Origin of the sequence: Bradyrhizobium sp. (assembly GCF_036735945.1) — a bacterium.
Taxonomy (GTDB): domain Bacteria; phylum Pseudomonadota; class Alphaproteobacteria; order Rhizobiales; family Xanthobacteraceae; genus Bradyrhizobium.
The window spans coordinates 16,544-42,470 of record NZ_DAINNI010000019.1 but is presented as its reverse complement, the minus strand read 5'-3'; the positions used below and the strand labels follow the sequence as shown (position 1 = coordinate 42,470).

Below are 25,927 nucleotides of genomic sequence, written 5' to 3'. Positions count from 1 at the left end.
GGAACCAAGGGCGTAATCCGGCCATTTACCCCCTTGCTGCAAGAGGTTAGAGCTAAGGTCTGCCGCCGTTCAGCTGCGACCGAAACAGGTCAGGCACCTAGCTACAGAAGTCTGGAAAATGCACAAAGTCTTGATCGTTGATGACAGCAAGCTCGCTCGCATGGTGATGGCAAGCGCATTTCGTCGTATCCGGCCGGACTGGACGCTGGTTGAAACAACCAATGCCAACGAGGCGCTTGCTGCCGTTTCTGGAGGTGCCGTGGACATTGCGCTGATCGATTTCAACATGCCGGGTATCGATGGGTTGGAGCTTGTCGCAAATATCCGCAAGACACATCCGAACATGCCGGTCGCCGTCGTCTCGGCAAACGTCCAGAATGAAATCATTGGACGGGCGCGGGATTTGAATGCCGGCTTCATCCCTAAGCCTCTGACGGATGAAAGTCTTGCCGCATTTCTCTCTGGCGCCGCGCTTCGGCTCAAGAAATCATCGACATGATCGAAGACGCGAGCCAACTTACCGAGATCGAACAGGATGCGCTGGCCGAAATTGCCAATATGGGCGTCAGCCGCGCTGCGAGCAGTCTACGTCTTCTCGTGGGAGAAGAGGTCTTGCTTTCGGTCCCTTCCGTCAAGATCGTAACGCGCGAGGCGGCGTCGAAACTGGTTGAGCGCGGGAACGCGAAAAAGCTCGTGGCCGTGCAGCAAACTTTCGAAGGGCCGTTCGATGGCAAGGCGCTTTTGATCTTTCCGGAGGCGCAAAGTCTGGAGCTGGTTCGCTCGATCGTTGGCGACGAGCATACGTTGGAGGACGTCATTGATCTGGAGCAAGAGGCGCTCGCAGAAACCGGAAATATCATTCTCAACGGATGCCTCGCGACCATCGCGAATGTCTTGAACCGGACGATGCGGATGTCGCTGCCCTCGATCGTTCGAGGCGACGGAGCGACTTTGTTCGAGGTCCAGGGGCCCGCGTCGGGAGAACAGTTCGTTCTGTTTCTCTATATCGATTTCAACATCAAGGCGCGGGATGTGCACGGCTTCATCGCTCTGCTCATGGATCTGCCATCCATCGCCGCGCTGAAGACGATCGTGAACGACTTTATCGAGGCTATTGAAAGACAACCATCTGGTCATGCTGGGTAACTCGTCCGATCCTGTATTCAGTCTCGTTTTTGACAATGTCGATATCGGCCTTGTCGTGGTCGATACCGACGGATGCGTGTTCGGCTGGAATGCGTGGATGGCCCGCGTCACACGACGCTCCACGCAGGAAGTAATCGGGAAATCGCTGTATGATATATTTCCTGAAGTCCAAAACACCCGCTTACCCGGTGTTATCGAGGATGCGTTCAAGGTAGGCAGCTCCAGTATCCTGACCCACACGCTGAATGCGTTGTTGGACTTGCAGGACGAAGGCGGGGAGCCGATTCTTCACAATATTATCGTGCGTCCAGTATCCTCCGAGCAGGCAAATTACTGCCTGTTGCAGATCACTGACGTCACGGTAGCGGTCACGCGAGAGCGGGTACTGCGGGAGCGTCAGAACGCCCGGTACCATGCGATCGTCGATTCGGCGCCTGACGCGATCATCACAATCGACGACAGCCGTGTTATTCAGTGGGTCAACGGCGCAGTGGACCATGTTCTGGGGTATGGACACGCCGAGTTGCTCGGGCAACCGCTCGACATTCTGCTGCAACCGGACAATCAGCTGCTCCCAGCCTTGGCAAACAGTTCTGTCGATCAAAAAAGCGATGCTGCGATATCGGTCATCGGCCGATACAAGAATGGGAAATCCGGAAACTTCGAGATCTCTCTTGGGCATTGGCGCGCGGATCAACGCGATTTCGTGACGACGATCTGGCGCGACGTTACGGAACGGGCGGCGGCCGATGCCGCCCTTCGGGATGCACGCGACGCCTTGCAACGAAGTCACGATGAACTGGAAGGCCGGGTCGAGGAGCGGACACGCGAGCGCGAGATCGCGCTTCGGCAACTCCATGAATCCCAGAAGATGGAGAGCATTGGGCAATTGACCGGCGGGGTGGCGCACGACTTCAACAACCTGTTGGCCGTCATATTGGGCAGTTTGAGTCTGCTGAAGAAAGCAGTTCCGCAAGAGCCGCGGATATCGCGACTGCTGGACCGGGCCATCCAGGGCGCCGAGCGCGGTGCTACCTTGACCACCAGGCTGTTGGCGTTTGCGCGACGGCAGGAACTCAAGGTTGAATTTGTCACTCTCCAAAAGCTGATCCCCGAAATGCTGGACTTCCTGCGGCATTCTGTTGGTCCAAACATCGAGATACGCGCGGAAGTGTCGCCAGAGGTTGGCGCGATCGAGGTTGATGCAAATCAACTCGAGCTGGCTTTGATCAATCTTGCCGTCAATGCGCGGGACGCGATGCCGCAGGGCGGCTCGCTGACGATTGCTTGTCACAACGAGGCCAGCGGGAAGAGTATCGGGCTGTCACGAGATCCTTTCGTCTGCATCACCATTACCGACACCGGTGAGGGCATGAGCGAGGCCACGCTGGCGCGCGCACAGGAGCCGTTCTTCACGACAAAAGGCATAGGTAAAGGCACCGGCCTTGGGCTGTCGATGGTCCATGGATTCACGGCGCAATCCGGCGGGACGATGCGTATCAAAAGTCAGCCGGGAGAGGGGACATCAGTCACGATCTGGCTGCCACAGGCAAAGGAGGGCAGCAGGGCGCCGGATGTGGACATGCCACTCGCGCAACCGAAAGAATCGCGAAGCCTTCGAGTGTTACTGGTGGACGACGACATCCTGGTGAGCATGGGGGCGGCCGATATGCTGCTCGATCTCGGCCACAGCGTTACCGAAGCTCAATCGGGACCGCACGCACTCAAATTGCTGGAAAGCGACGCTCCATTCGATATTGTCGTGACCGATTACGCCATGCCAGGGATGAACGGGTTCGAACTCGCGCAGAGGGTCAAGGCCCGTAATCCAAAATTACCCATCATCCTGGCCACGGGCTACGCGGAACTGCCCGCCGACCGATCGATTGAGTTCGAGCATTTGTCCAAGCCCTATACGTCAAAAGACCTTGCGGCCGCGCTGGAGAAGGCGGTGCCATAGCTGCGCTGGATCCTATGACGGCGAGTCGTTGGACACGCCGCTGGGGTTGCCAGCACTGACCTCATGCAGCGAGTCGGATGGGTTCACATCTCGTGAGCCGGATCTTGCCGGATGGCGCAAACAGGAAATGCGTTCTCATGCGGCGACCGTCGTAATCGCGATAGTCGAGCGAAACGCCATCCTCTTCCGGCATCAAGGCGTCGATCGCAAAGGCGTCGCGCCCAGCTCTGGCAAGCCGCGGTCGCCAGTATCGCTCCATTTCAGATCGGCCGGTGAAGTTGCCGCCTTCACAGCATTCGACAGTAGCTACTTCATCGTAGAGATCGAGCAGCGCTTCCAAACGGCGCTGCTTGCATGCGTCTATCCAATCAACAACAATATCGACAGCATCAAAACGTCCGTTTTTTGCATTCGCCATACGTAGTCCTCCCAAGGCGCTGCTAGCGACAATGGGATGAATGCGTCGTGAACCGGGTGTTCAGGGCCGGTTGATGTTTAGAGTTGGCTCGAACATGCATCTTGAGGCCGATCCCGACGAATGGATCCTCGCCGGCGCGGTGGGTAACTCGATGATGGGCATCGAACATTGCCGGATGACGATCCTTAGGATCTGCGCGGTAGAGCCTGATCGATCGCACGTTAGAGCGGCGCGATCGCGTTGAGCTTCAGATCAATATGCTTGCCGAAAGGGAAGCGACTTGGTCATTGCGCATTCTGCAGCGTACTGCAAAGAAGCTGGATATTCAGTCACTCGTCCTCGCGTCTGCATGTTGGGCGTCGGAAAGGTCAACTGCGCTAGTTGAGATCATTTCCATCGCGGACCGCTGCGATAATTCACCAGGACCATGATCATCATGGCAACCCGCCTAAAACTCGGGAACGAAAGCCCTTCGATCATTTCCTCGTCGGTGATGACCCCGCCGTGAGCGCAGGGTCGTTACGGTGGTCCCTCGCTGTCCGACCCTACGGCAGAAGTCCTCTCGATTTGTTGCGCCCAACGGAGCAATGCGTCTTGCTGAACACCAGGCGGCATGCCAGCAGCTTCCTTGCGAAGACGTTCTACGCGGGCGGATGGTGATTGATCAAAGCAATATACTTCATTGGGGGGAGATCGATTCATGCAACGTCACCACTGCGTTAGAGGGGTAGGAGATGGCGCGGCCACATCACGAGGAACTAGAACAGCATTGCCGCATCAATAAGCAGCACCAGAAAGATCTAGTAACACTGGGGCACCGGTGACTCAGGAAGATGGAACGAGGGGGATTTCGACATTTCACCGCCGTTTGTTCAGGCGGGAGCGTAAGGGCTCTCAGTCACCGATAACTGCCTGAGGCGAGCGGCGATCACTTTCAGAAGACAATTAAGGCGCCGCACGCCGGAGTAAGTTCCAGTAGCGCACTTAGTCAGGTTAAATTTTCGCTGGGGGCTAGTTTGATGAAAGCGAGATCTCCATATGTTGAGGGTCACCGCACCGCCTTTGGCACCTATCGGTGATGGAATCGCCTGATTGCGCTCCGCCTCTTACACGCCGAGGAGCAGGAGCTATGCGACAAACCGTCAAACAATCCCTAACGCTAAATCAGCGTCTTTCTGATCATGTAGCGCGCTTGCGCAAGGAAGCTGCGGGTACGCCACCTGGCCATGCGCGTGAGAGATTGACCCGGTTGGCCAGAGAGGCCGAAACCGCGTCTCAAATCGATGCTTGGCTTTCATCCCCCGGCCTGCTGGCCCCGCAGTGAGGGCCGTCGGGAAAGCCGGCGACTACGCTCATGGCATGGCCGCGCATGATGCCATCAGGTTTCGGCAGCAAGCCCAGGATGCGCTATTACATGCTCAATCCACCGCCAACCCGGTCGACATCAAGGCATGGCTACTGGTCGCTGAAGACTGGCTGAGATTGGCCCAGGCCGTTGAAGCGCGGCAGAGCAATTAGTGCGCGGCCCAGAACCTGAGATTCCCAAACATTGCGGCGATCGGTTCCGCAGACCGCTTACAAATACCGTGTGGCGCTCTCCGAATGAATGGCTCCAGAGCCAAACCAGCGATGAGCAAGTCCGTAAGGCAGTAGAGCAGCTCATAACCGAACTTGAAGCGAAGAAAGTTGCTCTGCACCCCGACTAGGTGTCTGTGAGGCTGCCGCGGACTTGTACGCACCAGCGCCGATCGATCGGTCCTCTGAAGTGAAGGTACTGATCACAGCGCACCATCATTTCGCGCCGTGAATTTCAATCGGGTCCTCATCGGGGGAATTTCGAGCCCACCGCTCTTTTCGCTTCTCCTTCGCCACGCGATTGTAAGCCTCGACCTCGTTCACGTCCGCCTCTCGCTCTGACGGCTCTTGATCAGCTGCATTTGCGAGTGGGTCAGAGTCAACGCTTCGTTGGCGCAAGGCGAGTCCGACACGCCCCAACATAAACAGGAGAATGCCAACTATCATTAGCCAGTAGGGGTACTCTATCGATAGGACCGTCATTTTCTCAGTCTAGGGTGATGCGTGACAAATTCAGCAAGTTTTCCGTGTACCTTGCCTGGCGTTCGTCCATGCGCCGACGCTGATCACAGACCACCACAATAAGCGGCGGCAGGCGTATCACCGGGCGGCCCTTAATGCGTCACTTAGCGTCCTGCTTCTCAGCCGCCGCTGGACGCTCTGAGGATCTTCCGGATTGCCTTCCGTTGACTGGACCTCAGGCTTTGCCTTTCTGGCTTCTCCTCATTCCAGCGGGATAGAAGTTTCGCGGGCGTAGGGTCAGTCTCTATACTTGTGCATTTCGTTCTCTTCGATCTGTTCGTCGGATCTCTTTTCTCTCTTCGGAACTGCCCCGGCAGGGGGAGCCGGGGCAGCCATTCCAATGCGCTAGGCTTAGCGCTCATCCGACGATGCCGAGCAAGCAAACGCTTGGCCAATCAAGCACTGTTTAGCCACGCGCACGAGAGATAAGCAGGAAGCGCGCATTATCGCCCCATTTCAGCTACGTAATAACTGCTTCGGCAGCAAACCGTCTCTTAATCGGCAGGCTTTTCCGTGGGCTTAGGCTCATGAGGTCTGCCACGGTTTTCAGCAGTCTGCTCCGCATCTCCGGGCTTTTTTCCGGCCATATTGCCGGGATTGAAGTGGTACTTCCCTTCCGGGTTTTCGCCGGGCTGCTTCTCGTTTGGATTGTTATTGTTGGCCATTAGGCATTCCTTTGAACGGAGTGGTAGCATTCATTTGTGGTCATCCAGACTTCACTCGGCCATCAATGCAGCGGCATCCGCATTGATGAAGGTCTACGGACTGTTGCACCGTTCTCATTTGACCCACATGCGCGGATGGGAATGGGGCAGTCGATCGGTCAGGCCGCGCCGCTCCATTTGGTGGGGCGGCGCTCCAGTGGATTATGCTGCTTCGTCTTTTTCGGCGTCCAGATTGATGACCGCCGTGGCAAGTTTGGTTAGAGCGGCGTCAGTCGCACGCTCTTCGTCGAGGGTCTGCTGGAGCAACTTTGCCGACTTGGTGTAGCCGAGTTCTTCTGCCCAGGTGCGAAGCGTGCCGTACCGAGTCATTTCGTAGTGTTCAACGGCCTGCGCTGCGGCAAGCAGCCCCGCGTCGTGCGCCGGCATGCCCTTGTATTCGTCCATGATCTCCTGGCCTTCCTTGGTGATGCCCACGATGGCATCACAAGTCTTGCCCGTCGGCTTCTTATCGATCTCCGCGAAGACCTGTTCCAATCGATCGATTTGGCCTTCGGTTTCGCCTAGGTGTTTCTCGAAGGCAGCTTTGAGGCCGGAATGCTGCGCGGCCTTTGCCATTTTCGGCAGGCTCGCGAGTATCTTTTTCTCGGCGAAGTAGACGTCCTTGAGCGTGTCGTGAAACAGATCCTCGAGCTTCTTCATCTTGGCCATGGTGTTCTCCGCTGGTGGTGGGATTGCATGGGGCAATCCCCCTTGTCGGGCTAAGTTCCAAGGCAAGCGCAATACGACACTTCTCGTCATCCAATTTTCTCGGCATTCGTCTCAAGGCCATCTTGGATTTGACTCTTGAGAGGAAGCCGCTTATGGCGGGCTTGCAGCGCAATGTGATGGTGCGAACAGCCTCCAATGATCGACGATGTCGAGAGCTTGAGATACTCGGCGTGAAGCAACGAGCTGAACTCCCGCCGAGGAACTAAAGGTACGGCGGGAGATTAGGCCCGCTCCTGAACTCTGGAGAAAACGATGAAGCGCTCACTTCTTTTCATTTGTATCGGGTTGTTGGCAGCGACCGCGGCCTCGGCTCAAAATCCTGCCGCACAATCCGGACCAAATAACAGCGCGGTGAACAGCCCCAGTCAAAACAACTCAAACGCCCCCGTCGCGGGTCGCAACAGCTTCACCGAAGGACAAGCCAAATCAAAGATCGAGGATGCGGGCTTTACCAGCGTCTCCGAATTGAAGAAAGACGACAATGGCGTCTGGCGCGGCAAGGCCAGTAAAGGCGGGACAGCCACTTCGGTAAGCGTCGATTTCCAAGGCAACGTGAACACGGCCAAGTAAGGAATATTTAGCATGACGGTTACAATTTCGCGTCTTTACGATAGCCACAACGATGCTCAGCAAGCTGTTCAGCGGCTCGAATCCGCAGGCGTGCCGCACTCGGACATCAGCATCGTCGCCAATAATTCAGACAGCTGGTTCAACACCGACAAAAAAGTCGACCGCGACCGCGACGGCGTCGACGATCGCGCCGAAGGTGCCGGGAAGGGCGCCGGCATTGGTGCGGGTGTAGGTGGCGCTGCCGGTTTGCTTGCCGGGCTTGGCTTGTTGGCGATCCCCGGCCTCGGACCCGTGGTCGCAGCGGGTTGGCTGGCCGCGACCGCAGTCGGCGCGGCCGCTGGAGCAGCTACCGGCGGTATTGTGGGTGCGCTCACGGAGGCAGGCGTTTCAGCAGAGGACGCTCACTCTTACGCAGAAGGCGTCCGCCGCGGCGGCACGCTGGTGTCGGCGCGTGTCGCGGACGCCGACCAGTCCCGCCTTGATTCAATATTGAACGAGTCGGCCGTCAACCTGCGTGAACGGAGTGCTGCGTGGCAAAAGTCCGGGTGGAAATCGTTCGATCCGGCCAGCGCACCTTATGGGGCGGAGGAGGTTCGCAAAGAGCGGCAGTTATACGGCGGGACGCTGCGCTAACAAATATCGAGACGGCCCGCTTCGGCGGGTCGTCTTTTTTTTTGGCGGCGAATAGAACCCGTCCCGACCAGCCAGGTACTTGAACAGACGACTGGGACATCCATATACCATCCATGCAGATGGTGCTTGGATGGTCAATTATGGTGGATCACGTACGGGAGCTTCGGCCAAGGCCGCCCGAAACCGAAAAAGTCACGATCAACCTCGGTTACGTCGACTTGGGTCAGGTCGATCTAATGGTGCAGGAAGGGTTCTATTCCAACCGGACCGATTTCATCCGGACGGCGATCCGCAACCAGCTTGAACGGCACGCGGACGTCGTCAAGCAGTCGACCGTCCGAAAAAGCCTGGACCTGGGGCTGCGGAATTACAGCCGCGCGGATCTCGAAGCGGCGCAGCGCGCCGGCGAGGTACTGCACATCAACGTTCTCGGCCTGGCTACCATCGCCCACGACGTCACGCCCGACCTGGCCCGTGCCACCATTGCTTCGGTTTCGGTGCTCGGAGCTCTGCATGCCACTCCCGCGGTCAAGGCCGCTCTCGCCGACAGAACGAGGTAATGCGATGCTGGACCAGAACATAGTTCGCGAGGCCACGCGCCTCACGCGCGCGGGCCAATTGGCCGAGGCCACCGCCCTCCTGCAGCGTATGCTGCGGGGCGAGAGCGTAGCAGGAGCGTCCGGCGGCACTACACGTGACGCGCCGGCGCGGCTCGAGCCACCGACCATCGAGCTGAAGGCCAGCGTCGTCGAAGAAAGGGAAGGCCGACAAACCACACGCAAAACGGCCGCTTTCGGGCGACACCGCAAAAGCGTCGCGCCACTCGACGGCATGCGTGAGCTCTCCGGGCTTGATCTGCGCGGTCCGATGACGCGCCCGTCGCCCTCCGCGAGGGATATCGCACCCGCGGACACAAGGTTCATCGCTGGCACTTTCTGCGGCGCGGCTGGAAGCCGCACCTACAAGCTGTTCGTCCCGAGCCGCACTCAAGGACAACTGTTTCCCCTGGTAGTCATGCTTCACGGCTGCACCCAGTCGCCAGATGACTTCGCGGCGGGCACCCGGATGAATTTCCTGGCGGAAGAACAGAACTGCTTCGTGGTCTATCCGGAGCAGCCCAGGGGGGCCAACCAGTCGAAATGCTGGAACTGGTTTCGCACGGGAGACCAGCAGCGGGACGGCGGCGAGCCATCACTGATCGCGGGCATCACCCGGCAGATCATGCGGAACTATCCGATAGATCCGAAGCGCGTCTACGTGGCGGGGTTGTCGGCGGGCGGGGCCGCCGCCGCCATCATGGCAGCGACGCATGCCGATCTGTATGCGGCCGTTGGAATTCACTCAGGCCTGGCGTGTGGCGCCGCACGTGACCTGCCCTCCGCGTTCGCCGCCATGCGGCAGGGTGGCGGAGAAATCGTGGATGGTGGCCCGTCCGTACCGACCATCGTCTTCCATGGCGACCGCGACACCACCGTGCATCCGAACAATGGAGACCGAATTGTCGAGCAGGCCGCCAAGGCGGCCAGAGCGAAAGCAAAAGTCATCGATGGACGAGTGCGTGACGGGCACGCCTATACCCGCACGATCCTGATCGACGCCGGCGGGCGCGTCGTCTCCGAGCAATGGAATGTTCATGGTGCCGGCCACGCCTGGTCGGGAGGCAGCCCGGCCGGCTCATATACGGATCCGCGAGGGCCGGACGCGACGAGGGAAATGCTGCGCTTCTTCCTCGATCATTCGCTCCCGCGTTGATGGGCTTACCTGCTAAGTCTTGTCCGGATCGGCTTGGCAGCCGATGTTACAATTGCCGCGCCGGCGGTCCATTCACTGTGCTGGATCTGTCCGCAGAACAAAGGGAGTTGGGAAGAGCGCAAGACGAAGCGAAGCTAACATTTGGCCGTTCGACTGACTTAGCGGAGGCACTTTAGCCCTAGCCGACGTGTCTGCAGCCATAGCCGACCTGTCTGCCCTCAAAATGCCGGTCGATAAAGCGACTGTTGATTAGCGCACGCTACGGCGGGACCGGCTGCCCGACTGTGGCTGATGCGGAAGCGGGCGAAGATTTCACCGACGCTTCTTCTGTCGCATCACTCGTTGTAATTGTGGCGACGACGTCAGCCGCCATCGTTTCAAGCAATGCGACTTCGTTTTCTTCCAAGGCACGGGGTTCGGCGTCGAGAATGCAGAGCGCTCCAATAATCAGACCGCCGGCGGTGCGTAGCGGCGCGCCGGCATAAAAGCGCATGTTCCATTGCTCTATCGTCTCGTTATCGGCAAAGCGCGGGTCGCGCTCGATATCCGAAACCACGAGCGTCTCCTGGTCAGCCACAACATAGTTGCAGATTGCGTGTTCGCGGTCCATCGGCAGCAACGTGCCTGTATCGTCGGTAATGGCATTTGGTAACTTGCCACTTTGTCCGACAAAGTATTCGCGGTCCTTATCGATGGTCGTAATTACGGCAAGGTCGGTGTTGAAAACGTCGGCCGCGCGTTTGGCCAGTGCATCCAACGCTTCACGTTTGTCACCCTCCAGGACGCCGGTGGCTTTGAGCGCGTTGACACGCTCTGCATCATTGTCCGGTAAGGGCGCTTGCTGGGCTGCCCTTGCTTCCTCGGGCGCGGCGATCCGATGAATGCGACGAACCGCCTCTTCGACCGAAGTCACAACCGCGTCGGCCTTGAGCGCTGCAAGGGATTCATCCGTCAACAGTTCCGGTGGGGCATTCCACAGCGCCAGGACGATGCGCAAATTCGGCGATCGTCTTCGCAGACGCCGGCAGGCGTGCCGAACGGGGATGGCTGGATTCGGCGTAAAGTAACTGAGGCAGACAATGTCCGCCCCCTTCAGGTCGAGGTTGGCCAGATAATCGGCATTGACGCTTGCTGCGGGTTGGGAGACTGCGGCGATCCCTTCAAAAGCGAGCGCATGGGCAAGCATCTTGCCGGCGAGGGCATCGATCTCCCACTTTCCCCCGATACACAAGACACTGGGTTTTACCTCCGGGCTCAGTGAGGGCGGGAAATCATCCCTTATGTCGTCGAGCAGGGAATCCATTCCGCTCGCCAGACGCAGACGGTGCTCGGCGCTTGCGTTGTGAAGATACTCCTCACTCGCCAGACGAAGGACCTTGATTCCGATTGCATCGTAGAATGAGATGACCGAAGACCTTTCGATCTCGGCGTTTGTGATCTCGACAGCTTCGTCGGCATCATCTGCAATCAGCCGCTGATAAATACGGGCTGGAACGTCCAGTGCGGGCGTCGAGCCGAGCATCGTGTCCAGGAAGCGCAGTTGCGGCAGATTGCGCCCAAGCACGAGTAGGCAAACCGTGAGAGGGGTGGAGAGGATCAGACCCACGGGGCCCCAAAGCGCTGTCCACAATATTGCCGCGGTAATCAGAGCTATGGCCGACAGGCCCGTGCTCGAACCATAGAGCAGCGGCTCGACGATGTTGTTACTTGTCAACTCGAGGATAACGATCAGCGCAACAGTCCAAAGCAGCATACTCCAGCCGCCATCGACGGCAAAGGCGAGCGCGATCGGAAATATCGCCGCAATCAGCGGGCCGACATAGGGGACGAAGCGCATGACCGCGCCGACGGCGCCCCACAACAGGGCGCCAGGTATACCGATAATCCAGAGGCCTACAGCTAATGGCACGCCGTAGCTGACGTTTACGAATAGTTGCATCAAAAGGTATCTGCTGATCCGCGCGCCAGCCTCCTCGACGGCATCGGTCGAGCGATGGAAGTTCCCACCCAGCAGGCGCATTAACCGGTCGCGAAGGTCGCCGATATCCAGCAGTGCCAGAAAGACGAAGATCAGGATGATGCCGGCAGTGGCCAGGGGCTCCGCTGACCGCACGAGCCAGGCGAATACCTGCTCGAACGGTGTTTGTGGCGTGGGGACGATCTCGACGCGCTGCGGAAGGGGACCCTCCGCGGGTTTGTCGTTCGTTGACTCCACTTCCTTCTGCACGCGTGCCACGGTTTTCAGCACGCCGTCGAACAAGCCCGGTGCTTTGAGATTCTGACGCAGATCCGACAGCTTCGTCAGTATTGTCGATTGATAGGCCGGCAGTTCGACCGCGATCGAACGGACCTGGGCCCCAAGGATGACGCCTAGTCCTAGCAGAGCGCACACGACTGTCGCCATGACCAGAATCGTCGCGAGCAGTCGGGGAAGGCCTCGTCGGACAAACCAGGTGACCGGAGGATTCAGCGCGAAAGTGATCAAGAAGGCGATCGCAAGCGGTATCAGTATGTCGCGACCGTAGTACAGACCTGCAATGAGGATCGCGGCAGTCACCAGAGCTGCTGCAATCTTCACAATGTTCAGTTCGCGAGACTTCACCGACTCTTCGGGTCGGTTTGGTTGAAGCTCTGGGGCTATAGGAAAGTTGGGCATTGCTCCGCCCACCTCAACTATTCCGCTGCTTCAAGTTGCGATGCGCTGCGCGTCACGTCCTGTATCGCCGACATAACCTGATCCGTAGCTGTCTGCTGGATCATATGGCCGTGTCCGGCAATTCGGTGGAACTTGCTTTGCGGAATATCAGAATGCAGCCGGGCCGACTGCGTGTCGATGTCTATCAAATGGTCATCCTGGCCTGCGATGATGACGACTGGCATCTTCAAATTCGCATACTGGTTGCGCAGCTTGAACGCGTCCGGGATCATCAGGGCCGACTCCGCGGCGGATGCACGGATTTGCGAAGGTCGCAGGGCCATCTCCTTTGGAAAGGCGGCAAATTTTTCTGGCATGGATCGGGGACCAAAGATTTTCGCCATCATCAGGGGCCAAATTGCGCGGCTGATCATGGGAGACAGGGTATGACTGAGGATGTTGCCGATGAGGGGTAACGATGGCGCCCCCATCGCGATGACGTCGGGCCTCGCAGTCGGATAATAGTATCCAGAGGCGAGGACCAGGCCGCGCACCAGATCCGGAAATTTTAGAGCCAGCGCAACACCGACGGATGCGCCCCATGAGTGTCCGAGAACGACAGCGTTCGAAACGCCGAGCCCTGCAAGAGCCTGCTTGATCAGTTCTGCCTGGGCGTCGGGCGTCCAGATCACGTTGCGCGGCCGGTCGCTGTGACCGAAGCCGGGACGGTCGAAAACAATGACCCTAAACTGCTTTGCCGCAAGATCGATCAAACCGCTGGATTGGAAATCCTCGATCATACTCCCATTGCCGTGCAAAAGAATCAGTGGCTCGCCTGAGCCTCGTTCAACGAAATGCAGCCTAACGCCGTTGACATTGAGGATCCGTCCTGCAGCCGGATTATCGCGCTCTGCCTTCTTCGCAAGATGACGATTGACCAACGCCATTGCGGCCAATGTTCCGATCGCAATCGCAGAAGCTGCTGCTAAAGGCGACCTTGCTTGGCGACGTCGAAGGGGTAGGGAAGAACGACGGCGTCGGCCTGTGTGGGCTGAGGTCATGTATGGCACTCGGGAAGGGCGTGCACGAAATCCGGAAGATCCAGGGAAATGTTGCAGCCGCTAAGTGAACTGACGATGTTGGGGATCGTTCCTTGGGAGGATTGCACTTCAAACTGACATTGTAGACGTAGGACACGGGAGGTTGGCGAATAACCACCGCTAGGCTCTCATTTGCAAACCAAAAGCTCTCTGTGACTTAGTCAGATAAGTTGGGCGCGACCGGCCGCTTTTGGCGAGAGTGGCAGTGTAAGGACAGATTTTCTTTGGAGCCACCCCACTCGGCCGTGTCGCAACCAAACGCATGCCAGTTCGTTGGCCTATGTCGGTCGCCGACCTTTTTAAGGAGCAAGCGGCCTGCTGTGGCCGTCGGTGCGCGTGAGCCGTCCCGACGGCCCCAAGCCGTTGGTGCCAAGTTTTCAATATGATGGCTTACTCAGCAGCAAGTTTCACATGATCCGTCAGAACGCTCCCAACGGAGCGTCAGCCCTGGTCCAGATTTTGATGTTCTATAAACACTGGTCAGCGCTTAACGGGATCGCAGTCGCATGACTTGCCTAAAGGCCACGCTGACTTGAAGCCGAATACGGGCCGCTTGCCCAATTCCGTAAACTCGGATGCCTGACACTACCATCAGTCACTATCTCAAACGGAATGAGATCGTTGCAACTGTCCAGCGATAAGCTGAGGGAGAAAGCTGATTTCTGCGTGAAGTTGCAACCCCGGCATAACCCCGGCTACATCAGGAACGAATGCGTTTAAGCGGAGGCGAGGAGAAGCTAAACCTCTTGACTTTCAACGGTTTCCCGCCTGATAACCGGGTTCGGGACGCAGGGGTCGCAGGTTCGAATCCTGCCACTCCGACCATTACGCTTGCCGTTCATATTTCAGGCTTTTTCTGATTGCTGGCGGTTCCCGAGTCAACCGCCGTTTCCCCTTCAAAATCCGGACACAGGCCTGCGTTCCCGCAGGCGCATGACGCCCAGGGCTTTGCCGGTTCCACCCTCAGAAAAACGGAGGGGGCAGGGAATGCCGGGTGCGTGCTGCACCCGCGGTCTCGTGTGCGACATGCGCAAAGCAAAGGGCACACGAGCATACAGATACAGCCGAGGCACGCCGGCACTCCCTGCGTAATGGTTTGACGGCTCATGCCGCGCTCTTGTGTCTGCGAAATCTGCCAGAAAATGCGAACGGGCGGTTCTGACCAACGGCCCGTCGCTGGATACGATCCAGCCAAACCAGATAAAAATTCCAAACGATAACGAAGCAAAATGTGAGACAGGTTACACCTCGCACGAAGGTCCATTGATATTTGTTGATACGAAGCCTTCGGCTTGCACAGAATGAGCAGTTGCCGGTCATCTTGCGCATCTCAATTGAGGGAGCGTCAAATGAGGCGGGTCTATCTCTCATCGACAATCGGTGACTTGGAAGAATTCCGTACTGTCGCAGCCGACGCCCTTCGCAACTGCGGTTACGATGTCGACTGGATGGAGCGCTATGCGGCGCGCGATGATCGGCCGAAGGCCGCATGCGAGTCGGACGTCGCAAAGGCGGACTATTATGTCGGAATTTTCGCCTGGCGCTATGGTTACGTACCGGAGGACAACAATCCCGAGGGACGATCTATCACCGAACTCGAGTATCGCGCAGCAGGTGCCGCGTCGAAGCCGCGCTTCATTTTTTTATTGGACAACAATGCTCCATGGTCAAGCAAGCACCGCGATGCCGAACAGGAGTCGGATAAGGGGCAGCGAATCCGGGATCTTCGCAACACGCTCACGAAGGAACAGTGGGCCGGTTTTTTTCATTCCCCGGACAATCTGGCCAAGAACGTACTGGTGTCCTTGTTTCAATATGAAGCGACCAAACGGGCGGAGGATGTGAAGCCATTGAACGACGTCCAGTCGGCGGCTGAGTTCGGGCCATCGTTCCTTCCAAATATCGGCGCGCAAATGGATGCGTTGAGATCGGTTGAGTTCGTCTCTCTTTCTCTCGGCCCGAAGCCTTGGTGGAACACCCGTCTTCACCTTGCGGCTGCGCTCGCATCCGACTTCACCGATATCAAGCAGATGCTGGTGCTCAATGCGGATGGGGGAGTCGAACTCATGGCCCCACCCATGGAAGTGCGCCGCGCCTTCGCGAAAGCGTATCCGAAGCTCGAAGCGGCATATCAAAAGAGCCGTGAGTTGCCCTGTCAATTCCAGAGTCCTGTCGACTGTGTGATCGCAAACTACATTTCTGCAGGCCTCGAGGTATTTGGCCGATCGGAGATGGATTTCAAACTTGTTGTGAATCCCACTTCGCTTCGCGAACTAGGCATCAGGCAGCAAGGCGAGGCGATCGAACAACTGGGCGCGCCGGGCAATCTGGTGCCTCATTCGGATATCGTCCGGCGCCAAGCGCCGTTCCTGTTGCTCGTGCGGAACGGCAGCTTCGTCGGCATCGTCGATCGCGTTCGGATCGCTTCGCGCCTTGCCCAGATGGCCCTTGGGTAGCGGCAGACATCCGCAGTGAACGTTTGTTTATTCAATTGTGTCCTCGTCGAGGGTGAAATCCTCTTGCCTCGGTCTGGTCAATCTCGCCTTATGCTTGCGATTAATGGTGATGCACGCGACGCTTGCGTATAGGACGGCGGTGACGCATGATTGCTGCGGTTCTTCTCAGAAGCCAGCAGCCTGAGGGGTGCTGGCGACCGCGGCTATTGGGAGGTCGACCCATGCCCGAACCTTTGATCTTCATTAGTCACAAACATTCGGACCGCGCCATCGCGAACGTCGTCAGGAGCTTCATTACCGAGCAGAGCGGCGGGAGGATGCGCGTGTTCCAATCGTCCGATCCTTCCGCGTCCGGACCGCGAATCGCTAGGCACCTCAATTCCGAACTGCGAAAGGCTCTGTGGGAGGCAAGCGCCGTTATTCTCATCTACACGAACCCAGATAGCGACTGGGGCTATTGCATGTGGGAGTGTGGCGTCGCAACCCATCCCGAAAGCCCGGACACTAGCGTCATCGTGTTCCAATGCAGCAGCAGCGCACCTGAATTGTTCGCCGGCCAGGTCCACGTGGATACCCGCCAGAGCACAAGCGTCGAAAAGTTCGTCAGGCAGTTCATGACCGACCCGGAATTTCTCCCGCCGGGGCACGAACCTATCACCGGTTACGAGAGGAACGACCCGAAGGTCGCAGCGGTGGCGACCAGATTCCTCGATGACCTGCGCGCCGTGCTGCCTGAAGGCGGCATCGAAGAATGGCCGGCGCACCCATACGTGCAGTTGCAGCTTGCAGCCGCGACAGCCAAACGCATCGCAGACGCTGTCCCGGAGGAACGGCGCAGCGCGATACGCACGGAAGCCACTGTCAGCGAGTGCGACAGAGAGGCCACATCGCTCTTGGGATGGCAAGGTTCAGGGAGATGCTCACTTTGGACGAGCTTTTCCGTGTCTGGCGAGTCGCCCATCCCGAGGTTTCAGAGGCGTGGCTTGAAAGCCTCACGGACCAGATCGCAAGGGCGGTGCAGTGGCAGTTTCCGATTTTGAAATGGGCCGCCATGCCGGGCAGTGACGACCGATTGCACGCACCCGTCCTAACGCGCGTCAGAAGCATTCCCTCAAGTGGCGTCATGCAGTTCGACGTGTACTTCTACCCGTTCAACGTGTTGGAATCTACGTCCGTGACGTCACGTATGGTGCCCCGGCGCGAGATGTTCTGCAGGGTGCTGGAGGAGGGCGACGAGAACGGCGTCAAGCTTCTGGACTTGCTTCGTGAGCTTGACGAAAAGCGCTTCAATCGTATTCCGTTCGTGAACTGCGAAGATAGGCTGGTTTACATCGCGCATCGAAGCATGCTCGACCGTTTTATCGCGCGACAAATCACCAAGGGGCTTTCTACAGAGCTTAAGGATCTGACGTTGGCCGACCTTTTCAACCAACAACCCGAGATGCGAGCCATCATCAAGAGTTCGGCTGCATTCGTCGGGCGCACCGCGACGCTCGGCGATGCGAAAGCGGCTATGCACAAGAAAAAGGATTGCCGCGACGTATTCGTCACGGCAATCGGAAAGCCGGACGAGCCTATTCTTGGCTACATAACAGACGTCCTCATCGCGACGAGCGAAATCGAGTGACCGTCGGTTGCGAGCGAAATCTGGGACGGTCACGACATTGTCGGTTGGCTTCGGTCGGTTGGCTTCGGTCGATGGCGGACGGATTGACGGCCAACGGCCGGAGCGTTTCATGATGCATTTCATCGCCGCCCTTCTCCTCGCCTTCCTGACCACGCAGCCCACGTCGGCGCAGGTCGCACCGACGGAAGCCGAGTTGCGCGCCTATGGCGGGTTGCATGCGGCGGCGGCGCGGGGCGATGTCGACGATATCGTACGGCGCATCGCGGGTGGGGAGGACAAGGAAGCGGTCGACGCGCGTCAGCGCACGCCGTTGCATGTCGCGGCCTATCAGAAGCAGCACGATGCGGCGCGCGCGCTGATCCGCCTCGGCGCCGATCCGAACCGGCTGGAGATCGACCGCTATGACATGATCACCATTGCAGCGGTTGCCAACGATGTGACGATGCTGCAGATCGCGCTCGACGGCGGCGGCAATCCGAAGGCCGTCACCAGCCGCTACGACGGCACCGCGCTGATCGCAGCCGCGCATCTCGGTCATGCCGAAGTCGTGCGGACGCTGATTGCGGCCAAGGCGCCGCTCGACCACGTCAACAATCTGCAATGGACCGCGCTGATCGAGTCGATCGTGCTCGGCGACGGCGGCAAGAACCACGCCGACACCTTGCGCGCGCTTGTCGAGGCCGGCGCCGACGTCAATATCGCCGATGGCAACGGATCGACGCCGCTCAGGCTTGCGCAGAGCCGCTCCTATCGCGAGATGGTCGCGATCCTGGAGAAGGCCGGGGCGAAGTGACGCGTGGCTGTCGCGGTGAGAGAGCGGTCAGCACGATGCGACATACGATGCGTCAGTTATTTCCCCGAACACCCGGACCTTTCAACCTGCGGCTCTTCCTGAATCTGAACTTCGAACCAGCCGAATTCACTCAGCTCGCGTGCCTTCTTCTCGGCGGCGTCGCGACTTTCCCGCTTCAGAACGATGCGGCTGGTGCCGTCGCGGGCGAAAATCAAATAAGTCATTCCTGGAATCTCGACCCTTTAGTGTGCAAGCATTTTCCCGGTCAATTGGCGAGTGAAAGAATGTCGCAGGTGCGCTTCGCGCGGCGCGTGTTGAGCGGCTTACATTTGCTTAATCTCATTGCACCCCGATGCGTCCGACCCATCTAAGGAACAGGCGGGAGCGTAAAAACCCGCCGGTTCAACTGACACCCAGCGGCCGTGCTCAGAACAGGTGAGCTGGGTGCTTTTGAGATCATCCAGCGTCAGGCATGCCTTCCGCCTGAAGCAGCGGTGTGGAACCGTCGGGAATTGCGGACGTTTGAACGCCATGAAGAGATATTATTTCGATCTGATCGGGGAGCTTTCAGCGATCGATTTCGTGGGCCACGAATGCTCATCCCGAGCCGAGGCGAGGAAGCATGCCAGCCTCATCGCCCATCGCATCGGGAGTGAGCATCCTCACTTTGTGAAACCCGGAAATCAGATAGCCGTACGAGAAGAAGGCGGAGTTTCCTTCTACCAGACGCCAATATCTTCAACGAACCGTTCGGGGCTTCACTGATGCCATTCTATTATTTCGGCCTGCTGGTCGACGGCCAGCCCAAGAATCAGGGCGGCATGATCCTGGAGGATCGTGCCGTCGCGTCCGATCGCGCCGATGCACTGGCGAGCGAACTGCGCACGCTCAAGCCGGAGCTGCGTTCGAAGGACTGCTTCGTGCGCGTCGTGGACGAGAACGACGACGAGATCTATCGCACGCCGCTGGATCCCGTTCCGAACTGGTTGTTGCGCGGGTCGCAAAAGTAAGCCTGGCGCTTTGATCGTCAGATCCCGGCGGTCATTCCCAATCGGCCGAGGCCGGGCAGCTTCAGCGCGGGGCGGCGAATGTCGAGCCCGAGCACCGCGCCGAGGAAATTGATCTCCAGACCTTCGACCCATCCGGCGGTGAGACCGAGATAGCCGCCGAGCGACGCGTAGATCCCGGTACCTGACGCTGTCAGCCCGAGCCATTCGCCGCGATAGGGATAGTCCTTGCCGACCGCGGTCGGCGGCAGCACGACCCTGATTTCGGGGACCGCATCGAGGGCGGCCTGGACGAAGGTGTTGGAGTTCGGCCCCGGCCACGCATTGTAGTCGCCAAGGGCGCGAAACCTGTAATTCTCGATGACGTGACGGATCTTTGGAATGAGCCGGCTGGCTTCCGCGCCGTCGACCGCAGCAATGGTTTCGGGGACGGCGCCGAACCAGCGCGCATCCGCAGCGAAGCCGTTGGCGCGGATCGGCTCGCCCCAGGCGGTATAGTCGTAGCGGGTGTAGCTCGGCGCGTTCTCTTCCTTGACGACGATCCAGGTGTGGATGGCGAAGATCGCCTTCCAGCGGACGGTGCGCGCGCCGTAAACCCGGATGACCGCCTCGCGATGCTGCGAGGGAAGCGGCAGCAGGCCGGCGCTGGAACGGTCCGCGGTCTGCCAGTTGCCCCGGCTTTCGCCAAGCCAGTAGCGCCCGGCCGACAGGCCGATCGGGAAAAACATCAACGCCAGAAAGAGGACTGCGGATTTCAGCAAGGCAGTGCGGGGCCATGATGTGATGATGGTCGTCCTGATATAGTTCACCTCGGCGCGGGCGCCAGTGGCCAACTCTCAGCGCGCGTGTTCTGCGCGCGCCTTCACGGCCACAGTCTTCGACGCGGGCCTGTTCGGCGGCTGCTGGTGGCGTGCTGCATTGAGCCAGGCGACGAAGGCCGTCAGCGCGGGATCGTCGGCCATGCGCTGCTCGTATTCGAGCACGAACTGCCGGCGCGTCGGCCGAACGATCGGATGCGCCCTGACCAGATCGCCGCGCGCAAGGTCCGGCGCGAGCAGGCCGTCGATGGCGATCACAGCGCCCATGCCGGCGGCGGCGGCCTCGATCGTGAGGCTGAGGCTTTCAAAGCTGCTGCCGCCCTGCACGGGAACGTCGGCGAATTGCGCGTGGTCGAGCCATCTCCGCCAGTCGTCCGGACGCGGCCGCGCATGCAGCAGCGGGATCGACGCGAAATCGACCTTGCCGCTCGCGGCGAATTGCGGCGCGCAAACCGGCACGGTTGCGATCGGCATGACGGAGTGGGTGACAAGGCCGGCGCGCGGCAGCCCGTCGGAAACCGCGATCACGGCATCGTAGCGGCTGGGCAGCAGGTCGAGCGGGTTGGAACTGGCGTGCAGGTCGATCTCCAACTCGGGATAGGCGGCATTGAGCGTCGGCCAGATCGGGAGCAGGAAGCGCGAGAGGAAGAAACCGTAGACGCCGATCGACAGGCGCCTGAAACGCCGCAGGCGCAATCCGTCGGCGGCATCGGCGATCCGGTCCAGCGCCTCGCGGGCGGACTCGGCAAAGGTCTTCCCCGCGGAGGTGAGCACGAGGCCGCGCGAGCCGCGCAGGAACAGGGCGGTCCCCATGCGTGCCTCGAGCGCGCGAACGTGCCGGCTCACGGCGCCGACGGTGACGTTCAGTTCGTCGGCGGCGCGCGTGATCGACAGGTGCCGCGCCGCGGCCTCGAACGCCCGCACCGCATGCAGGGGTGGAAGTCGTCGTGATGCCATGGCGCGAGTTTAGTGGAAAAGAACCGCCCCGAAAACCGGCAGGGCATTTGACGTGACGGGGTTGGGGGGGCGGTCCGGACCGTTGAGTCTGGCTCAAGCCGCCATCCCAAGAAGTCGTTTGCGCCGACAGGACGGAGGGCCTACGCCGGGCATCGCCGCCGCGCGTGGCCGGTCCACGCCGCGGAAGAAGCCGAGGGAGACGCCCATGAACGTTCACGTCGATCAGGCCGGCCGCGATGCGTCGGCCCGCCGCTCCAAAGCGCTGGCGCCCACCTGCCGCGGGCTGAACTATTATTCGGTCGACCGGGGCCTTCGCGATCTGCTGCCGCATTACATGGAGGTGCCGCTGCTGGCGCATCTTGCGCCGCATCTTGAGGAACTCGGCGAACTCGCCGGCGGCCGGCTGCACGATCTCTCAGATCAGGCCGAGCGTCACCAGCCGGTGCTGCATCCGCGCGACGGCTATGGCCGTGACGAGGAGTGGGTCGAATATCACCCCGCCTATCGCGAGATGGAAAGCATCGCCTTCGGCAGGTTCGGCATGCATGCGATGTGCAACCGCCCTGGCGTGATGGGCTGGCCGTCGAAGATGCCGCCGATCGCAAAGTACGTCTTTCACTATCTGTTTGCGCAGGCCGAGTTCGGGCTGCTGTGCCCGGTCAACCTCACCGACAGTTCGTCCGAACTGGTGCGCCGCTTCGGAACGGATGAACTGCGGCAGCGCTATCTGGAGCGGATGTGGAGCCAGGATCCAGCCACGCTTCTCAAATGCGCGCAGTTCATGACCGAGAAGGCCGGCGGCTCCGATGTCGGAGCGGCCGAACTCACCGCCGTCCGCGACGGCGAGCACTGGAAGCTGTGGGGCGAGAAATGGTTCTGCTCCAACGTCGATGCCGAGCTCTCGGTGTTGCTTGCAAGACCTGAGGGCGCGGTGGTCGGCGGGCGCGGGCTCGGCCTGTTCCTGATGCCAAAGGTTCTTCCGGACGGGCGGCGCAATTCGTACCGGATCCTGCGGCTGAAGGACAAGCTCGGCAGCCGCACCATGGCGAGCGGCGAGATCGTGTTCGAGGGGGCGGTCGCCTACCAGCTCGGCGAACTGGATCAGGGCCTCAAGCACATGCTGGTGATGGTGAATTCCAGCCGCGTCTCGCATCTCGCCCGCGCTGCCGGCATGATGCGGCGCTGCCTCAACGAGGCCATGGTCGCCGCGCGGCATCGCAATGCGTTTGGCCGCGCGGTGATCGACCATCCCCTGATGCGCCGGCAGTTGCTCAAGCTGATGGTACCGACCGAGCAGGCGCTGTCCGCGCTGCTGTATTCGGCGACCGCATCAGACAAGGTGCTGCGGCTGTTGACGCCGATCGCAAAGTACCGGGCGTGCCGCGACAATGTCACGGTTGCGACAGGCGCGATGGAGGCCCGCGGCGGCAACGGCTACATCGAGGACTGGCCGAACGCGCGGCTCATTCGCGATGCGCATCTGGGCCTGATCTGGGAAGGCACCAGCAACATCAACGCGCTGGATGCGGTGCAGCGCGCGGTCGGCAAGGCGCGCGGCCACGAGGCGTTGCGTGACGCGCTCGGCCGAGATCTGGAGAATGCAGCCGGAATCCCGGGCCAATTCCGGACGCGGCTTTCCGGTGCGCTGGCGGATGCCATCCGCTTCGCGGAGGAGGTCGCAGCCGATCCGGCGAACGAGCGCTTCTGCCGGATCGCCGCCGGCAAACTCTATCATGCGACGACCGCCGCGCTGCTGGCTTCCGAGGGTACGCGGCTCGGTCAGGGCGGTGGCGATGCGCGCCGCCTGCTGCTGTCGCGCTTCGTGCTCGAGCATCGCCTCGCGGATCATGCCTCCACCAGCCTCAAGGCGCAAAGCTGGGAAGGCGAAGCGATCGATTTATTGCTCGGCGACACGCCGGTCTCGATGCAGCAGGCCGTAGCCCTGGTGCAGGGGTAGATCATGGAGATCGCGCTGCAACGAGAACTCGCCCGCCTGCTCGCGACCCTGCGCCGCGAAGGGCGGCAGCAGAGCGGCCTCGATCCGCGCCTCGTGCCGCCCGACAACGCGACGGCCTATCGCGTCGCCGCCATGGTCGAGGAGGAACTGAACCGGGAGGTGGTCGGCTGGAAGATCGCGGCGATGAAGGAGGGGCTGCAACGCCAGCTCCATACGGACTCGCCGATCTATGGCCGCGTGTTCGCGCCGCTGATGGAATCTCCCGCCACCGTCGAGCATGCCAGGCTGTGCAGCCCGATTCCGGAGGTCGAGTATCAGGCGCGGCTGGGGGTGGACCTGCCGCCGCGCGAGAAGCCGTATTCGGTCGCGGAAGTCACCGACGCCGTGGTGTCGCTGCATACCGGCATCGAGCTTGCCGAATGCCGCTTTGTTCACGACGCCGCGTTTCCGCCATTGCCGGCGATCCTTGCCGACGGCGCGGGAAGTGGCGTCGTGGTCTGCGGCGATGCAATCGCGGACTGGAAGACGCGCGATATCGCCAGGCAGGAAGTCCTGTTGACGTGCAACGGCACGCTGCGCCGCAAGGGAACTGCCGGTGAAGCGCTCGATCACCCGATGCTACCGCTGACCTGGCTCGCCAACGAGCTGTCGCGCACCGGCATCGGCATGAAGGCGGGGCAGACGGTCAGCACGGGGACGCTGACAGGCATGTTGCGGCCGAAGCCGGGCGAGACCTACGTCGCCGATTTCGGTCCGTTCGGCAGCGTCACGGCAACCTACGCATGAGCCGCCGGTCGCCGCGATATCTCAGGCGCTCTGCTTCGGAAGATCGCCGAGCAGGTTTGACAGCTTGACCGCAAGCTGTCGGAGCCTTGAGTTCTCTTCGAGCAGCAGCCGAACATTGCTCGCGTCCTGGACCTGCGCCTGATTGCCACGGAGGCCGTCGACCTCATCGAGAAGCGGCGACAATGCGGCGAGCAGCTTTTCGTCCCCGCCGGGTGGCTTCCCCGCCGGACGCGCGAAACCGGTCTCGTGCAACGGCACAACGTTGTCGGCGCGGGCGATGCCGCGATAGGCGATGACGAGAGCCTGTCCGTGATGCGGCGGATATTCGATACTCATGACAAGTTCCTGATCACAAGGTGGCCCGGTCGCGGGCTCAATGGCGAACATTCCATTGAGTCGAGGGCAAATTTGCGTCCGAAAGGCAACGGCGGCGTGGCCTGGCAGATATGCCACACCTTGCGTGCGTCATACGGCAGATCGGATTGGGCCAAATTTTCGACGTATGGCGGGACATTCTGGCATTTGCGCGGGCTGGGGAGCCAAGCCATTTTAGGGGCGATCATGATGGATTTCCTGACCAATGCGGATCACTGGCGTAAGCGCGCGGCGCAGACGAGGGCACTGGCCGCGGTTGCGGCCAAAGATCAGGGACGGCTGCTCAAGGTAGCGGAAGAATACGACCGCTTGGCCGCGCATGCCGAAGTCCGGCGCAGCGCGATGGTGCCGGCCGGCTCCTATGTTCGGGCAAATCAAGGCGAATAGCGCTGTAGAAGTGCGCATGCCATACCCAGGTGTGTGTGACCCGTAAAACACAACCGCCAAGCAACGTTCAAGGCATCGTGATCGTGCGATTGCAGTCGAATCAACGAATCGCCTAGACCGTTAGGCGGGGCTGGGAAGCGGAGAGTTAGTATGAGAGTCGCTTCCTTAGAAAGTGTACTGACGGCGGCTACGCTGGTATTGGCCATCGTCATCGTGCTGTGGGGAATAAAGATTTTCCACGGTGTGTGAACAGGGCGAGCTGGCGTCGAACAAGAGGCCTCCGGTCAAGAGAGGTTCGCGACAAGAGCACACTTCCGCGGCGGCGGAGGCCTTTTCATTTCTATTTATCGACGCATCGTTCGCCGGAGGCTTGTCCCTTCCGACGTGTATCGGGTTTGGTTCACGGTCTGGCGTCGCTTTGGCACGGGCCGCAACAGGTATTGGCTTCAAGTCCTTCAATGCATTTCGGCTACTACGTGATGATCGCAGCGCTCGTCCTGATGGGTCTGGAAGTCCTTTACGCGCTCTATCAATTGGCAACATTCCTTTGAAACTTCCGGCTTAAACCGCATTTCCGCGGGCACCGGCACCGGGTTGCCGCAATCACGCCGCTTTAGCGCCGGGGTCGTCTTCGCGCGAATCCCAATTTAGTCGCAAAATTGCCTGCCGACTCACCCCATTCTCCGCGCGCGACCGCGACTGGGGGCAAGTTCCGCATTTTAAAATTGGAGTATCGATCATGCGAGTAGACCATCCGCACCTTAATAAGCGAGATCGCCGCGCAGAACCTTCATTTTGGGTTGAGGAACCGACGGACGACGCACTTTCATTGCTTGAGAATGCACTTCGCGGCGACGAGCCCACGGTTCGCCGCGACGAGCTTGCCGACGAGACCAATGCATTGATCGAGGAGAACGCCCGCCTGCGCGAGCTGCTCTCCCAGCTTTCGGACCTGATCCGCAAAAACGGTATTTCACGCTGACGCCTGTGGCCCGAACCGCCGCCGGGGCGGTGCCACAT

General features: G+C 59.9%; 27 protein-coding genes. 18 read left to right on the top strand and 9 right to left on the bottom strand.

Going from position 1 to position 25,927, the window contains the following annotated elements; translation table 11 throughout:
• The first annotated feature begins 118 nt into the window (after positions 1-118).
• Genes V7E26_RS09590 through V7E26_RS09580 form a run of 3 tightly spaced genes read left to right on the top strand, consistent with a single transcriptional unit; the run spans position 119 to position 3,106 of the window.
• Complete coding sequence (locus tag V7E26_RS09590; protein ID WP_324415207.1) at positions 119-499, top strand: response regulator transcription factor; 381 nt, start codon at positions 119-121, stop codon at positions 497-499.
• On the top strand, positions 496-1,146 hold the full coding sequence (locus V7E26_RS09585) for a chemotaxis protein CheX (RefSeq protein WP_324415206.1): 651 nt from the start codon (positions 496-498) through the stop codon (positions 1,144-1,146). Before V7E26_RS09590 ends, V7E26_RS09585 begins: the two co-directional genes overlap by 4 nt.
• Positions 1,115-3,106: a PAS domain S-box protein gene (locus V7E26_RS09580; RefSeq protein WP_324415205.1), complete on the top strand. Its 1,992-nt coding sequence runs from the start codon at positions 1,115-1,117 to the stop codon at positions 3,104-3,106. Before V7E26_RS09585 ends, V7E26_RS09580 begins: the two co-directional genes overlap by 32 nt.
• Positions 3,107-3,167: 61 nt before the next feature.
• On the opposite strand, the gene V7E26_RS09575 is transcribed toward V7E26_RS09580, so the two are convergent.
• Entirely contained in the window at positions 3,168-3,524 is a 357-nt protein-coding gene (locus V7E26_RS09575) for a nuclear transport factor 2 family protein (protein ID WP_324415204.1), read from the bottom strand.
• A gap of 1,359 nt (positions 3,525-4,883) precedes the next feature.
• Here V7E26_RS09575 and V7E26_RS09570 point away from each other — a divergent pair.
• Positions 4,884-5,042 carry a hypothetical protein gene (locus tag V7E26_RS09570; RefSeq protein WP_324415203.1) on the top strand — a complete coding sequence of 53 codons (159 nt, stop codon included), beginning with the start codon at positions 4,884-4,886 and terminating at the stop codon, positions 5,040-5,042.
• 1,073 nt (positions 5,043-6,115) lie between these two features.
• Here V7E26_RS09570 and V7E26_RS09565 read toward each other — a convergent pair.
• On the bottom strand, positions 6,116-6,286 hold the full coding sequence (locus V7E26_RS09565) for a hypothetical protein (protein ID WP_324415202.1): 171 nt from the start codon (positions 6,284-6,286) through the stop codon (positions 6,116-6,118).
• A 201-nt stretch (positions 6,287-6,487) separates the two neighbouring features.
• On the bottom strand, positions 6,488-6,994 hold the full coding sequence (locus tag V7E26_RS09560; RefSeq protein ID WP_324415201.1) for a YciE/YciF ferroxidase family protein: 507 nt from the start codon (positions 6,992-6,994) through the stop codon (positions 6,488-6,490).
• A 312-nt stretch (positions 6,995-7,306) separates the two neighbouring features.
• Here V7E26_RS09560 and V7E26_RS09555 point away from each other — a divergent pair, with 312 nt between their 5' ends.
• The 4 genes from V7E26_RS09555 (at position 7,307) to V7E26_RS09540 (ending at position 10,009) form a co-directional block, all read left to right on the top strand.
• On the top strand, positions 7,307-7,624 hold the full coding sequence (locus V7E26_RS09555; protein WP_324415200.1) for a hypothetical protein: 318 nt from the start codon (positions 7,307-7,309) through the stop codon (positions 7,622-7,624).
• A gap of 12 nt (positions 7,625-7,636) precedes the next feature.
• Positions 7,637-8,257 (top strand): hypothetical protein, encoded by a 621-nt coding sequence (locus V7E26_RS09550; protein ID WP_324415199.1) that lies wholly within the window; start codon positions 7,637-7,639, stop codon positions 8,255-8,257.
• Between the two features lie 119 nt (positions 8,258-8,376).
• Entirely contained in the window at positions 8,377-8,817 is a 441-nt protein-coding gene (locus V7E26_RS09545) for a CopG family transcriptional regulator (protein WP_442893379.1), read from the top strand.
• A gap of 4 nt (positions 8,818-8,821) precedes the next feature.
• Complete coding sequence (locus tag V7E26_RS09540) at positions 8,822-10,009, top strand: extracellular catalytic domain type 1 short-chain-length polyhydroxyalkanoate depolymerase (RefSeq protein WP_324415198.1); 1,188 nt, start codon at positions 8,822-8,824, stop codon at positions 10,007-10,009.
• A gap of 259 nt (positions 10,010-10,268) precedes the next feature.
• Here V7E26_RS09540 and V7E26_RS09535 read toward each other — a convergent pair whose 3' ends face one another.
• The gene (locus V7E26_RS09535; RefSeq protein ID WP_324415197.1) at positions 10,269-12,611 is read right to left on the bottom strand and encodes an AI-2E family transporter; all 2,343 of its coding nucleotides are present in this window, start codon (positions 12,609-12,611) and stop codon (positions 10,269-10,271) included.
• Positions 12,612-12,682: 71 nt separating this feature from the next.
• Positions 12,683-13,591 (bottom strand): alpha/beta fold hydrolase, encoded by a 909-nt coding sequence (locus V7E26_RS09530; RefSeq protein WP_442893375.1) that lies wholly within the window; start codon positions 13,589-13,591, stop codon positions 12,683-12,685.
• 1,502 nt (positions 13,592-15,093) lie between these two features.
• On the opposite strand from V7E26_RS09530, the gene V7E26_RS09525 reads away from it, so the two are divergent.
• From V7E26_RS09525 to V7E26_RS09515, 4 genes are all read left to right on the top strand, one after another.
• Positions 15,094-16,200, top strand: a complete 1,107-nt coding sequence (locus V7E26_RS09525) for a DUF4062 domain-containing protein (protein WP_324415196.1) — start codon at positions 15,094-15,096, stop codon at positions 16,198-16,200.
• A gap of 146 nt (positions 16,201-16,346) precedes the next feature.
• Positions 16,347-17,240, top strand: coding sequence for a TIR domain-containing protein (locus tag V7E26_RS30020; protein WP_442893374.1), 894 nt, complete (start codon positions 16,347-16,349; stop codon positions 17,238-17,240).
• Positions 17,126-17,827, top strand: coding sequence for a hypothetical protein (locus V7E26_RS09520; RefSeq protein WP_324415195.1), 702 nt, complete (start codon positions 17,126-17,128; stop codon positions 17,825-17,827). Before V7E26_RS30020 ends, V7E26_RS09520 begins: the two co-directional genes overlap by 115 nt.
• 109 nt (positions 17,828-17,936) lie before the next feature.
• Positions 17,937-18,620, top strand: coding sequence for an ankyrin repeat domain-containing protein (locus tag V7E26_RS09515; protein ID WP_324415194.1), 684 nt, complete (start codon positions 17,937-17,939; stop codon positions 18,618-18,620).
• Positions 18,621-18,676: 56 nt separating this feature from the next.
• Here V7E26_RS09515 and V7E26_RS09510 read toward each other — a convergent pair whose 3' ends face one another.
• The gene (locus V7E26_RS09510) at positions 18,677-18,835 is read right to left on the bottom strand and encodes a hypothetical protein (protein ID WP_324415247.1); all 159 of its coding nucleotides are present in this window, start codon (positions 18,833-18,835) and stop codon (positions 18,677-18,679) included.
• Positions 18,836-19,151: 316 nt separating this feature from the next.
• On the opposite strand from V7E26_RS09510, the gene V7E26_RS30015 reads away from it, so the two are divergent.
• Positions 19,152-19,385 carry a DUF6894 family protein gene (locus V7E26_RS30015; RefSeq protein ID WP_442893373.1) on the top strand — a complete coding sequence of 78 codons (234 nt, stop codon included), beginning with the start codon at positions 19,152-19,154 and terminating at the stop codon, positions 19,383-19,385.
• On the top strand, positions 19,385-19,630 hold the full coding sequence (locus V7E26_RS09505) for a DUF6894 family protein (protein ID WP_324415193.1): 246 nt from the start codon (positions 19,385-19,387) through the stop codon (positions 19,628-19,630). Before V7E26_RS30015 ends, V7E26_RS09505 begins: the two co-directional genes overlap by 1 nt.
• A gap of 17 nt (positions 19,631-19,647) precedes the next feature.
• Here V7E26_RS09505 and V7E26_RS09500 read toward each other — a convergent pair whose 3' ends face one another.
• Together V7E26_RS09500 and V7E26_RS09495 are read right to left on the bottom strand one after the other, a co-directional pair.
• Positions 19,648-20,355: a DUF3750 domain-containing protein gene (locus V7E26_RS09500; RefSeq protein ID WP_324415242.1), complete on the bottom strand. Its 708-nt coding sequence runs from the start codon at positions 20,353-20,355 to the stop codon at positions 19,648-19,650.
• Between the two features lie 108 nt (positions 20,356-20,463).
• Positions 20,464-21,402 (bottom strand): LysR substrate-binding domain-containing protein, encoded by a 939-nt coding sequence (locus V7E26_RS09495; protein WP_324415192.1) that lies wholly within the window; start codon positions 21,400-21,402, stop codon positions 20,464-20,466.
• Between the two features lie 205 nt (positions 21,403-21,607).
• Between V7E26_RS09495 and V7E26_RS09490 the strand changes: the two genes are divergently transcribed.
• Both V7E26_RS09490 and V7E26_RS09485 read left to right on the top strand, forming a co-directional pair.
• Complete coding sequence (locus V7E26_RS09490) at positions 21,608-23,359, top strand: acyl-CoA dehydrogenase family protein (RefSeq protein WP_324415191.1); 1,752 nt, start codon at positions 21,608-21,610, stop codon at positions 23,357-23,359.
• A 3-nt stretch (positions 23,360-23,362) separates the two neighbouring features.
• Positions 23,363-24,145 (top strand): 2-keto-4-pentenoate hydratase, encoded by a 783-nt coding sequence (locus tag V7E26_RS09485; protein WP_324415190.1) that lies wholly within the window; start codon positions 23,363-23,365, stop codon positions 24,143-24,145.
• Positions 24,146-24,166: 21 nt separating this feature from the next.
• Here V7E26_RS09485 and V7E26_RS09480 read toward each other — a convergent pair whose 3' ends face one another.
• Positions 24,167-24,481 carry a hypothetical protein gene (locus V7E26_RS09480; RefSeq protein ID WP_324415189.1) on the bottom strand — a complete coding sequence of 105 codons (315 nt, stop codon included), beginning with the start codon at positions 24,479-24,481 and terminating at the stop codon, positions 24,167-24,169.
• A 228-nt stretch (positions 24,482-24,709) separates the two neighbouring features.
• Here V7E26_RS09480 and V7E26_RS09475 point away from each other — a divergent pair, with 228 nt between their 5' ends.
• Positions 24,710-24,907 (top strand): hypothetical protein, encoded by a 198-nt coding sequence (locus tag V7E26_RS09475; protein WP_324415188.1) that lies wholly within the window; start codon positions 24,710-24,712, stop codon positions 24,905-24,907.
• 739 nt (positions 24,908-25,646) lie between these two features.
• On the top strand, positions 25,647-25,889 hold the full coding sequence (locus V7E26_RS09470; protein WP_324415187.1) for a hypothetical protein: 243 nt from the start codon (positions 25,647-25,649) through the stop codon (positions 25,887-25,889).
• Positions 25,890-25,927 lie beyond the last annotated feature (38 nt).

Coding starts and splice junctions, on each gene's coding strand:
- V7E26_RS09590 (WP_324415207.1), top strand. CDS start 119: ATGCACAAAGTCTTGATCGTTGATGACAGCAAGCTCGCTCGCATGGTG.
- V7E26_RS09585 (WP_324415206.1), top strand. CDS start 496: ATGATCGAAGACGCGAGCCAACTTACCGAGATCGAACAGGATGCGCTG.
- V7E26_RS09575 (WP_324415204.1), bottom strand. CDS start 3,524: ATGGCGAATGCAAAAAACGGACGTTTTGATGCTGTCGATATTGTTGTT.
- V7E26_RS09570 (WP_324415203.1), top strand. CDS start 4,884: ATGGCCGCGCATGATGCCATCAGGTTTCGGCAGCAAGCCCAGGATGCG.
- V7E26_RS09565 (WP_324415202.1), bottom strand. CDS start 6,286: ATGGCCAACAATAACAATCCAAACGAGAAGCAGCCCGGCGAAAACCCG.
- V7E26_RS09560 (WP_324415201.1), bottom strand. CDS start 6,994: ATGGCCAAGATGAAGAAGCTCGAGGATCTGTTTCACGACACGCTCAAG.
- V7E26_RS09555 (WP_324415200.1), top strand. CDS start 7,307: ATGAAGCGCTCACTTCTTTTCATTTGTATCGGGTTGTTGGCAGCGACC.
- V7E26_RS09550 (WP_324415199.1), top strand. CDS start 7,637: ATGACGGTTACAATTTCGCGTCTTTACGATAGCCACAACGATGCTCAG.
- V7E26_RS09545 (WP_442893379.1), top strand. CDS start 8,377: ATGGTGCTTGGATGGTCAATTATGGTGGATCACGTACGGGAGCTTCGG.
- V7E26_RS09540 (WP_324415198.1), top strand. CDS start 8,822: ATGCTGGACCAGAACATAGTTCGCGAGGCCACGCGCCTCACGCGCGCG.
- V7E26_RS09530 (WP_442893375.1), bottom strand. CDS start 13,591: ATGGCGTTGGTCAATCGTCATCTTGCGAAGAAGGCAGAGCGCGATAAT.
- V7E26_RS09525 (WP_324415196.1), top strand. CDS start 15,094: ATGAGGCGGGTCTATCTCTCATCGACAATCGGTGACTTGGAAGAATTC.
- V7E26_RS30020 (WP_442893374.1), top strand. CDS start 16,347: ATGATTGCTGCGGTTCTTCTCAGAAGCCAGCAGCCTGAGGGGTGCTGG.
- V7E26_RS09515 (WP_324415194.1), top strand. CDS start 17,937: ATGATGCATTTCATCGCCGCCCTTCTCCTCGCCTTCCTGACCACGCAG.
- V7E26_RS30015 (WP_442893373.1), top strand. CDS start 19,152: ATGAAGAGATATTATTTCGATCTGATCGGGGAGCTTTCAGCGATCGAT.
- V7E26_RS09505 (WP_324415193.1), top strand. CDS start 19,385: ATGCCATTCTATTATTTCGGCCTGCTGGTCGACGGCCAGCCCAAGAAT.
- V7E26_RS09500 (WP_324415242.1), bottom strand. CDS start 20,355: ATGTTTTTCCCGATCGGCCTGTCGGCCGGGCGCTACTGGCTTGGCGAA.
- V7E26_RS09495 (WP_324415192.1), bottom strand. CDS start 21,402: ATGGCATCACGACGACTTCCACCCCTGCATGCGGTGCGGGCGTTCGAG.
- V7E26_RS09490 (WP_324415191.1), top strand. CDS start 21,608: ATGAACGTTCACGTCGATCAGGCCGGCCGCGATGCGTCGGCCCGCCGC.
- V7E26_RS09485 (WP_324415190.1), top strand. CDS start 23,363: ATGGAGATCGCGCTGCAACGAGAACTCGCCCGCCTGCTCGCGACCCTG.
- V7E26_RS09480 (WP_324415189.1), bottom strand. CDS start 24,481: ATGAGTATCGAATATCCGCCGCATCACGGACAGGCTCTCGTCATCGCC.
- V7E26_RS09475 (WP_324415188.1), top strand. CDS start 24,710: ATGGATTTCCTGACCAATGCGGATCACTGGCGTAAGCGCGCGGCGCAG.
- V7E26_RS09470 (WP_324415187.1), top strand. CDS start 25,647: ATGCGAGTAGACCATCCGCACCTTAATAAGCGAGATCGCCGCGCAGAA.